Origin of the sequence: Streptomyces koelreuteriae (genome assembly GCF_018604545.1) — a bacterium.
Classification (GTDB): domain Bacteria; phylum Actinomycetota; class Actinomycetes; order Streptomycetales; family Streptomycetaceae; genus Streptomyces; species Streptomyces koelreuteriae.
On the sequence record NZ_CP075896.1, the window covers coordinates 1,411,580 to 1,425,272 of the forward strand.

Consider the following 13,693-nt stretch of genomic DNA (forward strand, 5'->3'; position numbering starts at 1 on the left):
CTAACATCCGAGCATGACGGTCCTGCCTGACGACGGGCTTGAGCTGGCCGGCGAGTTCCCTGATGTGCCCCATGAGCAGTGGCAGCGCCTTGTGGCGGGTGTGCTGCGAAAGTCGGGCAAGGACGTCGAGGGAGCCGAGGCCGAGGAAGCCCTGTCCACCGCCCTGGAGGACGGGTTGCGCACCCGGCCCCTCTACACCGCGCGCGACGACGCCCCTGAGCCCGGTTTCCCCGGGTTCGCGCCCTTTGTGCGAGGCGGCCGCGCCGAGGGGAACACGGTCGGCGGCTGGGACGTACGGCAGCGGCACACGGTGGCCGACGGCGCCACGGTGCTCGCGGACCTGGAGAACGGGGTCACCTCTCTCTGGCTGTCCGTGGGCGAAGGCGGCATCCCGGTGCCCGACCTCGGCACGGTCCTCGACGGCGTCTATCTCGACCTGGCCCCCGTCGTCCTCGACGCGGGACACGAGACCGAGCCGGCCGCACGGGAGCTGCTGCGGCTGCATGAGGAGCGGGGCGTCGCCCGGGACGTGGCGCGCGGCAACCTGGGCGCGGACCCGCTCGGCCACGAGGCCCGTACCGGACAGGGCTACGACATCGCGCCGGTGGCGGATCTCGCGCGGCGGTGCGCCGAGGAGTACCCGGGGCTGCGGGCGCTGACCGTGGACGCGCTGCCGTACCACGAGGCCGGCGGTTCGGCCGCCCAGGAGCTGGGCTGCTCGCTGGCCACGGCGGTGGCGTATCTGCGGGAGCTGACCGAGGCCGGGCTGAGCGTCGAACAGGCCTGCGCGCAGCTCGAGTTCCGATACGCGGCGACCGCCGACCAGTTCCTGACGATCGCCAAGCTGCGGGCCGCGCGCCGGCTCTGGGCGAGGGTCGCCGAGGCCTGCGGGGCCCCGCGCGCGGGGGCGCAGCTCCAGCACGTCGTGACCTCACCGGTGATGATGACGCGCCGCGACCCGTGGGTGAACATGCTGCGCACGACCATCGCGACGCTGGCCGCGGGCGCGGGCGGGGCCGACTCGGTCACCGTGCTGCCCTTCGACCACGCGCTCGGCCTGCCGGACGCGTTCGCCCGCCGTATCGCCCGCAACACCTCCACGATCCTCATCGAGGAGTCGCACCTGTCCCGGGTGATCGACCCGGCGGGCGGCTCCTGGTACGTGGAGCGGCTCACCGACGAACTCGCCCACGCGGGCTGGGAGTTCTTCCGGCGGATCGAACGACTCGGCGGCCAGGCGGCCGCCCTGCGCTCAGGCGACCTCGGCCGGGACCTCGCCGACACCTGGGCGGCCCGCAGCGGGAAGCTCGCCAAGCGGCGCGAACCCATCACCGGCGTCAGCGAGTTCCCCCACCTCGCCGAGAAGCCGGTCGTGCGCGCGCCGGCTCCCGAGCCGCGCTCCGGCGGGCTGCCGAGGGTGCGCCGCGACGAGGCCTACGAGGCGCTGCGCGCCCGCTCCGACGCCCACCTCGCGGCGACCGGCTCCCGGCCCCGGATCTTCCTGGCCGCGCTCGGCCCGGCCGCGGCCCACACCGCACGTCTGACCTTCGCCTCGAACCTCTTCCAGGCGGGCGGCATCGAGCCCGTCACGGAGGGCACCTTCGAGGAGAGCGGCGCGAGCGAGGCCGTGCTGTGCTCCAGTGACGCCCTGTACGAGGAGCAGGCCGAGACGGTGGCCGGGCAGCTCAGGGCCGCCGGTGCCGCGCAGGTGTTCCTCGCCGGGCGGCCGGGGAACCACCCCGGTGTCGACAGTTACGTCTTCGCGGGCTGTGACGCCGTCGCCGTGCTGTCCGCCACCCTCGACCGCATGGGAGTGTCCTGATGGGAATCCCCGACTTCTCCGGGATCGAGCTGGGCTCCCCGGCCGCCGACGGCGGGCCCGACGAGTGGCGTACGGCGGTCAAGAACGCGTCCGGCGGTGACGACCTGCTCTGGGAGACCCCGGAGGGCATCGCGGTCAAGCCGCTGTACACCGGCCGTGACCTGGAGGGCCTGGACTTCCTGGACACGCGCCCGGGCCAGGCGCCGTATCTGCGCGGCCCCTACCCGACGATGTACGTCAACCAGCCCTGGACGATCCGTCAGTACGCCGGTTTCTCCACGGCCCAGGAGTCGAACGCCTTCTACCGGCGCAACCTCGCGGCCGGGCAGAAGGGCCTGTCGATCGCCTTCGACCTGCCCACGCACCGGGGTTACGACAGCGACCACCCGCGGGTGACCGGCGACGTCGGCATGGCGGGTGTGGCGATCGACTCGATCTACGACATGCGGCAGTTGTTCGACGGCATCCCGCTGGACAAGATGACCGTGTCGATGACGATGAACGGCGCCGTGCTGCCGGTGCTCGCGCTGTACATCGTGGCGGCGGAGGAACAGGGCGTACCGCCCGAGAAGCTGGCCGGGACCATCCAGAACGACATCCTCAAGGAGTTCATGGTCCGCAACACCTACATCTATCCGCCGTCGCCGTCGATGCGGATCATCTCCGACATCTTCGCGTACACCTCGCAGCGGATGCCGCGCTACAACTCCATCTCCATCTCCGGCTACCACATCCAGGAGGCCGGTGCGACGGCCGATCTGGAGCTGGCGTACACGCTCGCGGACGGCGTGGAGTACATCCGGGCGGGCCGTGAAGCCGGCCTGGACGTGGACGCGTTCGCGCCCCGGCTGTCGTTCTTCTGGGCGATCGGCATGAACTTCTTCATGGAGGTCGCCAAGCTGCGGGCGGCGCGCCTGCTGTGGGCGAAGCTGGTGAAGCAGTTCGACCCGCAGAACGCCAAGTCCCTCTCCCTGCGCACCCATTCGCAGACCTCGGGCTGGTCGCTGACCGCGCAGGACGTGTTCAACAACGTGACGCGCACCTGTGTCGAGGCCATGGCGGCCACCCAGGGGCACACGCAGTCGCTGCACACCAACGCCCTCGACGAGGCCCTCGCGCTGCCCACCGACTTCTCGGCGCGCATCGCCCGCAACACGCAGCTGCTGCTCCAGCAGGAGTCCGGCACGACCCGCGTGATCGACCCGTGGGGCGGCAGCGCGTACGTGGAGAAGCTGACGTACGACCTCGCGCGGCGCGCCTGGCAGCACATCCAGGAGGTGGAGGCCGCGGGCGGCATGGCCCAGGCCATCGACGCGGGCATCCCCAAGCTGCGCATCGAGGAGGCCGCGGCCCGCACCCAGGCCCGGATCGACTCCGGTCGCCAGCCGGTCATCGGCGTCAACAAGTACCGGGTCGACAGCGACGAGCAGATCGAGGTGCTCAAGGTCGACAACACCTCGGTGCGGGCCCAGCAGGTCGAGAAGCTGCGGCGGCTGCGCGAGGAGCGGGACGAGAGCGCCTGCCGGGACGCGCTGGACGCGCTGACCCGGGCCGCCGGGGGCGAGGGCAATCTGCTGGAGCTCGCGGTGAACGCGGCCCGCGCCAAGGCCACCGTCGGGGAGATCTCCGACGCCCTGGAGAAGGTGTACGGGCGGCACGCGAGCCAGATCCGTACCATCACCGGCGTGTACCGCAACGAAGCCGGGGAGTCGCCGTCCGTGGACCGCACCCGCACCCTCGTGTCCGACTTCGAGGAGGCCGAGGGCCGCCGCCCGCGCATACTGGTCGCCAAGATGGGCCAGGACGGCCACGACCGCGGCCAGAAGGTGATCGCCACGGCCTTCGCCGACCTGGGCTTCGACGTGGATGTCGGCCCGCTGTTCCAGACCCCCGCCGAGGTGGCCCGGCAGGCCGTCGAGGCCGATGTGCACATCGTCGGGGTCTCGTCGCTGGCGGCCGGTCACCTCACCCTCGTACCGGCGCTGCGCGAGCAGCTCGCCGAGGAGGGGCGCGAGGACATCATGATCGTGGTCGGCGGGGTGATCCCGCCGCAGGACGTGCCCACGCTGCTGGAGATGGGCGCGGCGGCCGTCTTCCCGCCGGGGACGGTGATCCCGGACGCCGCGTACGACCTGGTGAAGGGGCTGGCGACGACCCTCGGGCACGACCTGTGATCGATGTCGACGCCTATGTGAAGGGCGTACTCGACGGGAAGCGGGCGATCGTCGCCCGCGCCATCACCCTCGTCGAGTCGACCCGGCCCCAGCACCGGGCGCTGGCCCAGGAGTTGCTGACGGAGCTGCTGCCGCACAGCGGGCGGGCCCGGCGGATCGGTGTCAGCGGAGTGCCGGGCGTGGGCAAGTCGACGTTCATCGACGCGTTCGGCACGTTGCTGACCTCGCTCGGGTACCGGGTGGCCGTCCTCGCCGTCGACCCGTCCTCCAGCCGCACCGGCGGCTCGATCCTCGGCGACAAGACCCGGATGGAGCGCCTGGCGGTGGATCCGGCGGCGTTCGTGCGCCCCTCCCCCACGGCGGGCACGCTGGGCGGAGTGGCCAAGGCGACCCGTGAGTCGATCGTGGTGATGGAGGCGGCGGGCTACGACGTGATCCTGGTGGAGACGGTCGGCGTCGGCCAGTCCGAGACCGCGGTCGCGAACATGGTCGACTCCTTCCTGCTCCTCACCCTCGCCCGCACCGGCGATCAGCTCCAGGGCATCAAGAAGGGCGTCCTGGAGCTGGCCGACGTGATCGCCGTCAACAAGGCGGATGGCCCGCACGAGCGCGACGCCCGCGCCGCCGCGCGTGAGCTGGCGGGCGCGCTGCGCCTGATGCACGGCAAGGACGCGGCCTGGACCCCGCCCGTGCTCAGCTGCAGCGCCCGCGAGTCGGCCGGTCTGGACACCGTGTGGGAACGCCTCGAACAGCACCGCACCCTGCTGGATTCCACCGGCCGCCTCGCCGCCAAGCGCCGCGACCAGCAGGTCGACTGGACCTGGACCATGGTCCGCGACGAACTCCTCGGCCGTCTGAAGGCCGACCCGGCGGTGCGGGCGCTGGCGCCGGCGCTAGAGCAGCGGGTCAGGGACGGCGAGCTGACGCCGACGCTGGCCGCCGAGCGGATCCTCGGGGCGCTCGGGGGCTCCGAGCAGGACACCCGCTGAGCTGATCACGAGCTGTTTTCCGGCCGGACCCGGGCGTGCCCCGGACCCCCCGGTCGGAATCCTTACACGCTACTTGCATGATTATGCGTGATGATACATACTCTTCCTATGTCCAAGGTCCTCACCTCCCTGCCCGCCGGCGAGCGCGTCGGCATCGCCTTCTCGGGCGGTCTCGACACGTCCGTCGCGGTCGCGTGGATGCGCGACAAGGGTGCCGTCCCGTGCACCTACACGGCCGACATCGGCCAGTACGACGAGCCCGACATCGCGTCGGTGCCCGGCCGTGCCAAGACCTACGGTGCCGAGATCGCGCGCCTGGTCGACTGCCGTGCGGCGCTGGTCGAGGAGGGCCTGGCCGCGCTGACCTGCGGCGCGTTCCACATCCGCTCGGGCGGGCGGGCGTACTTCAACACCACGCCCCTGGGCCGTGCCGTCACGGGCACGCTCCTGGTCCGGGCGATGCTCGAGGACGACGTCCAGATCTGGGGCGACGGCTCGACCTTCAAGGGCAACGACATCGAGCGGTTCTACCGCTACGGGCTGCTCGCCAACCCGCACCTCAGGATCTACAAGCCCTGGCTGGACGCGGCGTTCGTCACCGAGCTCGGCGGCCGCAAGGAGATGTCCGAGTGGCTGCTCGCCCACGGGCTGCCCTACCGGGACTCGACGGAGAAGGCGTACTCCACCGACGCCAACATCTGGGGCGCCACCCACGAGGCCAAGACCCTGGAGCACCTGGACACCGGCGTCGAGACCGTCGAGCCCATCATGGGCGTGCGGTTCTGGGACCCCGAGGTCGAGATCGCCGCCGAGGACGTGACGATCGGCTTCGCCGAGGGCCGCCCCGTGACGATCAACGGCAAGGAGTTCGCCTCCCCCGTCGACCTGGTCATGGAGGCCAACGCCATCGGCGGCCGGCACGGCCTGGGCATGTCGGACCAGATCGAGAACCGCATCATCGAGGCCAAGAGCCGCGGCATCTACGAGGCGCCCGGCATGGCCCTGCTGTACACGGCCTACGAGCGGCTGGTCAACGCCATCCACAACGAGGACACCCTCGCCCAGTACCACGCCGAGGGGCGGCGGCTCGGCCGGCTGATGTACGAGGGCCGCTGGCTGGACCCGCAGGCACTGATGATCCGCGAGTCGCTGCAGCGCTGGGTGGGCGCGGCCGTCACCGGCGAGGTGACGCTGCGGCTGCGGCGCGGTGAGGACTACTCGATCCTCGACACGACCGGCCCGGCGTTCAGCTACCACCCGGACAAGCTGTCCATGGAGCGCACCGAGGACTCGGCGTTCGGCCCGGTGGACCGGATCGGCCAGCTCACCATGCGCAACCTCGACATCGCCGACTCGCGCGCCAAGCTGGAGCAGTACGCCGGCATCGGCCTGATCGGCACCGGCAGCCCCACCATCGGCGCCTCGCAGGCGGCCGCGACGGGCCTCATCGGCACCATGCCGGAGCTGCCCGAGGGCGGCGCCGAGGCCATCGCCTCCCGCGGCGAGGTCTCCGAGGAGGACGCGTGGCTGGACCGCGCGGCGATGGAGTCCGGCACGGACTGACCGGACCGGCAGCACGAAGAGGGCCGGCCCGACACCGAACGGTGTCGGGCCGGCCCCTTCAGTTCATCAGGGAGCACTGACCACCGGTCACCCGTCTGAACAGCCCTTCCGTACCCGACGTATACGACGGGGTGAACGTCGGTGCGAGCGTGCGGGCGGGCATGTTCGCCCTCGTCGGCAGCGTGCTCGCGGCGCTCGGGCATCACACTGTCGTCGGGGGTGCGGTGCCCTGGTGGCTCGTCGCCGGGTTCGGGCTGGCGCAGTTCGCGGCCGTCCGGCCCGTCGCACGCCGTCGCCTCTCCCTGCCGACCGTGTTCGCGGCCACCCTGGGAGCGCAGGGGGCCTTGCACGCCGGACTGACCCTGGCGGCGGGTCATGCCGGGCATCACGGGACGGGCGGGGGCGACGGGCACGTCTGGCACCAGGTATCGGCCGGTATGACGGCCGCCCATGCCGTCGCCGCGCTGGTGGCGGGCTGGCTGCTGCACCGGGCCGACGCGGCGCTGACGGCCGCGTTCGCCGCCGCCCGCACCGTGCGGCGCGTCGCCGCCGCCGTCGTGGCCCTCGTACGACGGGCCCTGCTGCCCGGCGGCGATGCCGGTGGCGCGCCGCCCGTCGTGCCGCTGCTCGGCCGCTTCGACCCGCCGTCCGCCCCACGGACACGAACGCTGGACCACGCGCTGGTGCGCAGGGGTCCGCCGGGACGTGCTCACGTCCCGGTCGTCCCCTCATCCGGGCCGCGGCTTCGCCGTGCCCGGCCGCACCAGCAAGGAGTTCCCGCATGTCCACGTACCACTACGCCTGTGCCGTACGGCGCGTCGCCGTCGTCGGCGCGGCCGTCGTCACCCTCGCCCTCACCGCGGCCGGAACGGCCTCGGCCCACGCCGAGGTCGAGGCCGACAAGCCGCAGGCCCTGGCCGAGAACGTCACCCTGACGTTCGTCTCCGAGGCGGAGTCCGACGCGGCGGGCTTCACCCGGCTCCGGGTCGTCCTGCCCGAGGGCATCACACCCACCGACGTGACACTCGCCGAGGCGCCCGAGGGCTGGAAGCTGAAGCCCGGCGCCGACGGATACACCCTCGGCGGCCCGGCCCTCGACACGGGCGTGGACGCCGAGCACAAGATCAAGGTACGGCGGCTCCCCGACGCCGCGGAACTGGCCTTCAAGACCGTCGAGACCTACAGCGACGGCGAGGTCTCCCGCTGGATCGAACTGCCCGAGGGCGACACGGAACCGGCCCAGCCCGCGCCCGTTCTGAAGCTGAAGGCCGCCGCGCCGGGGGCGAAGCCCACCGACCCCAGCGACAGCCCCGGCCCCGCCTCTCCCGAGGCCTCGGCTCCGGCTCCCTCCGAGGTCTCCCCCGCCGGCGACACCACCGCGGCCGAGGACGACGGTTCGTCGCCGGGCCTGGTCGCGGGCGGTGTGCTCGGGGCCCTGCTCGTCGTCGGCGGCGGCGCGTGGTGGCTGGTGAAGCGCCGCACCGGCACCTCCTGAAGAAGGTGAACGTCTTTAGAGTGGAGCTGTGAAAGGGGGCCTTCGAGGATCTCGGAGGCCCCGCGCGAGCGGGAGAGGCAGGCACATGACCAGGCCGCAGACGGCGCGCAGGAAGCGTGCCAACGGGGTGGAGTCGCGTCAGCGGATCCTCGACGCGGCGGTGGAGATCGCCGGGGAGCGGGGCTACGAGGGCACCTCCATCGCCGCCGTCAGCGCCAAGTGCGGACTGCCCGCCAGCTCCATCTACTGGCATTTCAAGGACAAGGACGACCTCATCGCCGCCGTCATCGAGGGCAGCTTCGAGACCTGGCTGCGGGCCGTCGAACTGCCCGGCGAGGAGAGCGGCACCCCCCTGGAGCGGGTGACGGTCATGGCGGCGAACATCGCCAGGTCCCTGATCGAAGCGCCCGACTTCCTGCGCCTCGGACTGATGCTCGCCCTGGAACGACGCCCCGTCGAACCCCATGGCCGCACCGTCTTCCTCCAGGTCCGCGAGACCGCCGCCCGACGCGTCGCCGAGACGGTCACGACCCTCTATCCGGACCTGGACGAGGAAGCCGTGCGCACCCTCACCACCTACGCCGTCGCCGGTGCCGACGGTCTCTTCGTGCACCGGGAGATCCACGGCGACACCGTGGACCTGGTGGCGATGTTCGAACTGCACGCCCGGCTGCTCCACGACGCGGCGAGGGGCCTCGCGGCCGGGCCCGAGGACAGGGCCGTACCGGCGTAGAGCCGAACACCCGTCAGGACACGCGTCGGGGACACCGGCCCCGCCCTCGGCGGCGACGGTGTCCCCGGCGACGGAGCACGGCTCAGCGCGATGTGCCGGCCATCTCCGGGACCGGCGCGTCGAGGGCGTCCAGTCCGCGCAGGATGTCCTCCACCCGCTGCTTGGCGTCGCCGAAGAGCATCTGGGTGTTCTCCCGGAAGAACAGCGGGTTCTGCACACCGGCGTAACCGGCGGCCATCGACCGCTTGAAGACGACCACGTTGGCCGCCTCCCAGACGTGCAGCACCGGCATGCCGGCGATGGGGCTGGAGGGGTTGTCGGTGGCGGCCGGGTTGACGGTGTCGTTGGCGCCGATGACCAGGACGACCGAGGTGGCGGCGAAGTCGTCGTTGATCTCGTCCATTTCGAGGACGACGTCGTAGGGCACGTTCGCCTCGGCGAGCAGCACGTTCATGTGCCCGGGCAGCCGCCCGGCGACGGGGTGGATGCCGAAGCGCACCTCGACGCCCCGCTCGCGCAGCTTGCGCGCCAGCTCGGCGACCGGGTACTGGGCCTGGGCGACCGCCATGCCGTAACCCGGGGTGATGATCACCGAGGAGGCGTCGCGCAGGAGTTCCGCGGTCTCCTCGGCGTTGATCTCCCGGTGCTCGCCCTGCTCGCCCTCCTCGGCGGCGGCCGCCGGGGTGCCGAAGCCGCCCGCGATCACCGAGATGAAGGAGCGGTTCATCGCCTTGCACATGATGTACGACAGATAGGCACCGGAGGAGCCGACCAGCGCGCCGGTGACGATCAGCAGGTTGTTGGCGAGCAGGAAGCCCGAGGCCGCCGCCGCCCAGCCGGAGTAGCTGTTCAGCATGGAGACCACCACCGGCATGTCACCGCCGCCGATGGAGGCGACCAGGTGCGCGCCCAGGGCGAGCGCGACCACGGTGACGGCGATGAGCAGGCCGATGTTCGGCCGGGCCACGAACGCGACGGTGAGCGCGACGAAGGCGAGAAGGGCACCCACGTTGAGGATGTGCTTGCCGGGCAGCGTCAGCGGGCTGGACTTGATCCGCGCGGACAGCTTCAGATAGGCGACGACCGAGCCCGTGAAGGTGACGGCGCCGATGAACACCCCGATGAACACCTCGGCGTGATGGATGCCCAGCAGCGAACCGCTGAGCCCGGGATCGACGTCGAGGTAGCCGTTCCAGCCGACGAACGTGGCGGCGAGGCCGACCAGGCTGTGCATGATGGCGATCAGCTCCGGCATGCCCGTCATCTCCACGACCCGGGCCCGCCACAGTCCGATGCCCGCGCCGACGGCCGTGGCGACGGCGATCAGCACGAGACCGGTGGCGGTGATGCTCCGGGAGGCGAGGCCGACGGTGGCGGCCAGGGCGATGACCATGCCCGCGATGCCCCAGACGACTCCCGAGCGGGAGGTCCGGTGCTGCGAGAGGCCGGCCAGGCTGAGGATGAACAGCAGCGCGGCGACGACGTAGGCGGCCTCTGCGGCCGTGACTGTGGTCATCCGTGATCAGCCCTTCGAGAACATGCCGAGCATGCGGCGGGTGACGGCGAATCCGCCGAAGATGTTGATGCTCGCCAGCAGGATCGCGGCGAACGACAGCACGGTGACGGCCGTGTGCCCCTGCCCGATCTGCAGCAGCGCGCCGACCACCACGATCCCGGAGATGGCGTTGGTGACCGACATCAGCGGGGTGTGCAGCGCGTGGTGCACATGTCCGATGACGTAGAAACCGATGACGATCGCCAGGACGAACACCGTGAAGTGGCCGATGAGTTCACTCGGCGAGAAGGCCGTCACCAGGAAGAGGGCGAGCGCTCCGGCACCGACGAGGGCGTACGGCGCCCACGCCGGACGGGCGGGCTTCGCCGGGGTCTCCGAGGGCACCGCCACGGGTTCCGGGGCCTCGGCCGGGGCGGGCGCGGCGGACACCTGGACCGGGGGCGGGGGCCAGGTCTTCTCGCCCTCGCGGACCACGGTGATCGACCGCTGCACCACATCGTCGAAGTCGAGGACGAGCCGGCCGTCCTTGCCGGGCGTGAGCAGCTTCATCAGGTTGACGATGTTGGTGCCGTAGAGCTGCGAGGCCTGGGCGGGGAGCCTGCCGGGCAGGTCGGTGTAGCCGATGATCGTCACGTCGTTGTCGGTGACGACGGCCTTCCCGGCGACCGTGCCCTCGACGTTGCCGCCCTGGGACGCGGCCATGTCGACGATGACGCTGCCGGGCTTCATGCGCGCGACGTCCTCGGCGGTGACGAGCCGGGGTGCCGGGCGGCCCGGGATGAGTGCGGTGGTGATGATGATGTCGACGTCGGCGGCCTGCTCGGCGTACAACCGCGCGGCGAGCTGGTTGTAGTCGTCGGAGGTGGCCTTGGCGTAGCCGTCGGTGCTCACCTCCTGCTCGGCGCTGACCGTCAGGAACTCGCCGCCCAACGAGCGGACCTGCTCGGCGACTTCGGGCCGCGGGTCGGTGGCGCGGACCACGGCGCCGAGGCTGCGGGCCGCGCCGACGGCCGCGAGTCCGGCCACACCGGCACCGGCCACCAGCACCTTGGCGGGCGGCACCTTGCCCGCGGCGGTCACCTGGCCGGTGAAGAACCGTCCGAAGGCGTGCGCGGCCTCGACCACGGCCCGGTATCCGGCGATGTTCGCCATCGAGCTGAGCACGTCCAGGGACTGGGCGCGCGAGATGCGCGGCACGGCGTCCATGGCGAGCACCGTGATCGGCCGCCGCGCCAGCTCCTCGACCAACTCGGGGTTGAGGGCGGGGCTGACGAGCGCGATCAGGGTCGCCCCGTCGCGCAGGCGTCCGATCTCCTCGCTCGAGGGCCCGTTGACCTTCAGCACGATCTCAGCCGCCCACGGGTCCCCGAGGGTGGCTCCCGCCTCCTCGTAGGCCGTGTCGAAGAAGCGGGACGAGGCTCCCGCTCCCGGTTCGACCACCACGTCGTATCCGAGCGCGACAAGTCTCCCCACGGTGGCCGGCGTCGCCGCCACCCTGGTCTCGCCCGCAGTGGACTCGGCGGGTACGCCGATCCGCTGGGGTTCCGGTTCCGCTGGGGCCATCGTCTGCCTCTCTCGTCGTTCTGCTGCCTGTCCTCCTTGGTGCCCGCATCCTGCACCTTCGACGCGGCAACTGTGGCGGACCGTGGTCACATGGCCGAGGAGGTCGTCCTCACACCGCCCAGGGGTTGCCGCGGAGCGCGTTTGGGGGTAAGGGAGTGGCGCGCGGGGCCTCAGTGGCCTTGTGATGCGACATGACACGGCCGGGCGCAGACTGGTCGCGTGAGCAGCACGCGCCCGGGGCGCGGCGAGGCCTCGCCCCCCACTCGATCGGCGCCGCAGCAGCAGTCTGTGGCGCTGGCGGCGATGATGTTCGCCGTCGCCATGACCTTCATCGATCAGACCATCGTGTCGATCGCGGCTCCGGACATCGTCCGCGAGCTGAACCTGTCGTCCTCCGGCATGCAGTGGGTGGTGAACGCCTATCTGCTGGCCCTGGCGGCGTTCTTCGCCCTCGGCGGGCGTCTCGCGGACCTCTACGGGCCACGCCGGATCGTCGTGATCGGCACGGTGGTGTTCGTCGTGTCGTCGGTGCTGTGCGGCTGTGTCCCCGAGGGCAGCGCGGCGCAGACCTGGATGATCGTGTTCCGCGCCACCCAGGGGTTCGGGGCGGCACTGCTCTTCCCGGCTGCTCTGGCCGTGGTGGTGGCGGTGTTCCCGGTCGAGAGACGCGGTCGCGCCCTCGCCCTGTTCTTCGGTGTCTCCGGCGCGCTGACCGCGCTCGGCCCGCTGCTGGGCGGCTGGCTCACCAACTGGACCTGGCGCGCCGTCTTCTGGGTCAACGTGCCCGTGGCGATCGTGGCGCTGGTCCTCACCGCGCTGGCGCACATCGCCGACCGGCGGCGGTCCGGCACCCTGGACGTCCGTGGGGCCGCCCTGATCGCGGTCGGCATGGGACTGAGCGTCCTGGGCTTCCAGCAGGCCTGGTCCTGGGGCTGGGACTCCTGGGCGACCTGGCTCTGCATCGCGGGCGGACTCGCGGTGCTCTACGGCTTCGTCCGCTTCGAGCGCGACGTGGAGCATCCGCTGATCGACCTGCGGGTCTTCAAGGACAAGGCGTTCGCCGTGGACGCGGCGGTGCTGTTCTTCTCGATGCTCGCCTTCGTCCCGCTGTTCTTCTTCACCTCGGTGTACGCCCAGGTGTCCTTGAGCGCCTCGCCGAACCAGGCGGCCCTGTTCCTGCTGTACTTCTTCATCGGCTTCGCGATCGCCTCGCAGTGGGGCGGCCGGATCCTCGACAAGCGGGGCGCGCGCCCGGCGCTGAAGCTGGGCACGGTGGTGGGCTGTGTCGGTTTCGCCCTGTGGGCGAACAAGCTCACCGACCTGTCCATGCACGACCAGTGGCCGTACGCGGCCCTCGCCGGGGCCGGTATCGGCTTCATCCTCGCGCCGGCCTCCACGGACGCCGTCAACCGGTCCATCGGCGCCTCGTACGGCGAGGTCACCGGCATCACCCAGACGGTGCGCAACTACGCGGCGAGCGTGGGACTGGCCATCTACGGCACGATCCTGACGCACGTGACGACCGACAAGGTGGTGCAGACCCTGCAGTCCCGGGGCATGTCCACGGACGACGCGAACACCGTGGCCCGTGACATCACCGAGTCGATCACGGGCAGCGGCGACTCCCAGCCGCCCACCGGGACGGGGCCCGCCGCCGAGGCGACCCGGGACGCGATGGGCGCCATCCGCATGGACTTCGCCGAGGCCAACCAGTGGGTGTTCTACGGCATGGCCATCGCCCTGGGCATCGGGTACCTGTTCGCCGTGCGGCACCCGGGCGGGCGGCCGACCTCGAACGAGACGGTGGAGGAACCGGTCGGGCAGGCCCACTGAGGGCC

At 71.6% G+C, this 13,693-nt stretch carries 9 protein-coding genes; 7 read left to right on the top strand and 2 right to left on the bottom strand.

The features are described 5' to 3' along the window. Positions 1-13 precede the first annotated feature (13 nt). The 6 genes from KJK29_RS06270 to KJK29_RS06295 all read left to right on the top strand — a co-directional run bounded on the left by KJK29_RS06270 (position 14) and on the right by KJK29_RS06295 (position 8,776). Positions 14-1,822: a methylmalonyl-CoA mutase family protein gene (locus KJK29_RS06270; protein ID WP_215117705.1), complete on the top strand. Its 1,809-nt coding sequence runs from the start codon at positions 14-16 to the stop codon at positions 1,820-1,822. After that, positions 1,822-3,996: a methylmalonyl-CoA mutase gene (gene scpA, locus KJK29_RS06275; protein WP_215117706.1), complete on the top strand. Its 2,175-nt coding sequence runs from the start codon at positions 1,822-1,824 to the stop codon at positions 3,994-3,996. The genes KJK29_RS06270 and scpA overlap by 1 nt, the downstream gene beginning before the upstream one ends. After that, the gene (meaB, locus tag KJK29_RS06280; RefSeq protein ID WP_215117707.1) at positions 3,993-4,985 is read left to right on the top strand and encodes a methylmalonyl Co-A mutase-associated GTPase MeaB; all 993 of its coding nucleotides are present in this window, start codon (positions 3,993-3,995) and stop codon (positions 4,983-4,985) included. The genes scpA and meaB overlap by 4 nt, the downstream gene beginning before the upstream one ends. Before the next feature lie 108 nt (positions 4,986-5,093). Then, positions 5,094-6,548, top strand: a complete 1,455-nt coding sequence (gene argG, locus KJK29_RS06285; RefSeq protein ID WP_215117708.1) for an argininosuccinate synthase — start codon at positions 5,094-5,096, stop codon at positions 6,546-6,548. Between the two features lie 781 nt (positions 6,549-7,329). After that, entirely contained in the window at positions 7,330-8,043 is a 714-nt protein-coding gene (locus KJK29_RS06290; RefSeq protein WP_215117709.1) for a DUF1775 domain-containing protein, read from the top strand. A gap of 85 nt (positions 8,044-8,128) precedes the next feature. Then, on the top strand, positions 8,129-8,776 hold the full coding sequence (locus tag KJK29_RS06295) for a TetR/AcrR family transcriptional regulator (RefSeq protein WP_215117710.1): 648 nt from the start codon (positions 8,129-8,131) through the stop codon (positions 8,774-8,776). An 82-nt stretch (positions 8,777-8,858) separates the two neighbouring features. On the opposite strand, the gene pntB is transcribed toward KJK29_RS06295, so the two are convergent. Continuing rightward, on the bottom strand, positions 8,859-10,292 hold the full coding sequence (gene pntB / locus KJK29_RS06300) for a Re/Si-specific NAD(P)(+) transhydrogenase subunit beta (RefSeq protein ID WP_215117711.1): 1,434 nt from the start codon (positions 10,290-10,292) through the stop codon (positions 8,859-8,861). A gap of 6 nt (positions 10,293-10,298) precedes the next feature. After that, on the bottom strand, positions 10,299-11,855 hold the full coding sequence (locus KJK29_RS06305; protein ID WP_215117712.1) for a Re/Si-specific NAD(P)(+) transhydrogenase subunit alpha: 1,557 nt from the start codon (positions 11,853-11,855) through the stop codon (positions 10,299-10,301). Positions 11,856-12,158: 303 nt separating this feature from the next. On the opposite strand from KJK29_RS06305, the gene KJK29_RS06310 reads away from it, so the two are divergent. Next, complete coding sequence (locus KJK29_RS06310) at positions 12,159-13,688, top strand: MFS transporter (RefSeq protein ID WP_215124180.1); 1,530 nt, start codon at positions 12,159-12,161, stop codon at positions 13,686-13,688. Positions 13,689-13,693: the final 5 nt, after the last annotated feature.

Excerpts from the sequence above, each read along its gene's own strand:
- pntB (WP_215117711.1), bottom strand. The coding sequence starts at position 10,292 with ATGACCACAGTCACGGCCGCAGAGGCCGCCTACGTCGTCGCCGCGCTG.
- KJK29_RS06270 (WP_215117705.1), top strand. The coding sequence starts at position 14 with ATGACGGTCCTGCCTGACGACGGGCTTGAGCTGGCCGGCGAGTTCCCT.
- KJK29_RS06310 (WP_215124180.1), top strand. The coding sequence starts at position 12,159 with ATGATGTTCGCCGTCGCCATGACCTTCATCGATCAGACCATCGTGTCG.
- scpA (WP_215117706.1), top strand. The coding sequence starts at position 1,822 with ATGGGAATCCCCGACTTCTCCGGGATCGAGCTGGGCTCCCCGGCCGCC.
- argG (WP_215117708.1), top strand. The coding sequence starts at position 5,094 with ATGTCCAAGGTCCTCACCTCCCTGCCCGCCGGCGAGCGCGTCGGCATC.
- KJK29_RS06295 (WP_215117710.1), top strand. The coding sequence starts at position 8,129 with ATGACCAGGCCGCAGACGGCGCGCAGGAAGCGTGCCAACGGGGTGGAG.
- KJK29_RS06305 (WP_215117712.1), bottom strand. The coding sequence starts at position 11,855 with ATGGCCCCAGCGGAACCGGAACCCCAGCGGATCGGCGTACCCGCCGAG.
- KJK29_RS06290 (WP_215117709.1), top strand. The coding sequence starts at position 7,330 with ATGTCCACGTACCACTACGCCTGTGCCGTACGGCGCGTCGCCGTCGTC.